We start from the raw sequence: 1,156 nt of genomic DNA, 5'->3' as shown, positions 1-1,156 counted from the left end.
GGAGGCTCTGAATAAGTCTCCAAAATCAGCGATAATACGGCCATCGTCAATCGCATAGGATCGTTGCCAGCATGGATCAGATCACCTTCTCCGAAGCCGAATACCAGACCAAGAAGCGCAAGACCCGTCGCGAGATCTTTCTGGAACGGATGGACAAGCTGATTCCGTGGAAGCAGTTGGAGAAGAAGGTAGCCCGTTATTACCCGAAGGGCCGGAACGGACGGCCCCCTTATCCGCTGCCTGCCATGCTGCGGGTTCACTGCATGCAGTTGTTCTATAACTTGAGCGATCCGGCCATGGAAGACGCGCTGTACGAGATCGAATCCATGCGGCACTTCGCGGGTCTGAAGCTGGACCGTTTGCCAGATGAGACGACGATTCTCAACTTCCGGCATTTCCTGGAGCAGCACGGTCTTGGCAAGGCGCTGTTTAAAGAGGTGAACAAACACCTGGAGAAAAACGGCTTGATGTTGCGTGAAGGAAGCATCGTAGATGCCACCATCATCTCTGCTCCCAGCTCCACCAAGAACCAAACTGGCAAGCGTGATCCGGAGATGCACCAGACCAGAAAGGGCAACGAATGGCACTTCGGCATGAAAATGCACATTGGTGTCGACGACACGTTCGGTCTGATTCATAGCATTGATACCACCGCTGCCAATGTTCACGACATCGTGCCCACCGACAAGCTGCTGCATGGTGAAGAGCAACGAGTCTTCGGCGACGCCGGTTACCTTGGCATTCAGAAGCGGGATGAGCATAAGCACCGCAAAAACGTCTCCTGGTTCATTGCCAAACGGCCTGGCACCCGGAAGACGCTGGATGCCGACAAACTGAAAGCAGAGAAGATCAAAGCCAGTGTTCGTGCCAAGGTCGAGCATCCCTTCCGGTACATCAAGCGGGTCTTTGGTTATGGCAAGGTCCGCTATCGCGGCCTTGCCAAGAACAGCAACCGGTTGCATTTGCTGGCCGCGTTTAGCAACCTGCTGATCGGTGAAAAATACATGCTGGCGTAGGGCCAGTGCGCCTGTTTTCCGCCAAAATGGCGGGAAACGGGCAAAAAACACACAAATAAAGGGAAAATAGTGTCTGAATCTTCGATTTTTTGCCGTTTAAACCCAAGATGGGCAAATATCAGCAGTTATTCAGACCTTCC

1 protein-coding gene is annotated in these 1,156 nt (G+C 52.9%); it reads left to right on the top strand.

Features of this window, described 5'->3' with window-relative positions:
• Positions 1-71: 71 nt before the first annotated feature.
• Positions 72-1,016, top strand: a complete 945-nt coding sequence (locus ABIE59_RS19970; protein ID WP_011784145.1) for an IS5 family transposase — start codon at positions 72-74, stop codon at positions 1,014-1,016.
• The last annotated feature ends 140 nt before the right edge of the window (positions 1,017-1,156 follow it).

It is taken from the genome of Marinobacter sp. MBR-99, from assembly GCF_040547575.1.
Lineage (GTDB): Bacteria > Pseudomonadota > Gammaproteobacteria > Pseudomonadales > Oleiphilaceae > Marinobacter.
This window is presented reverse-complemented; position numbering and strand designations above follow the sequence as displayed.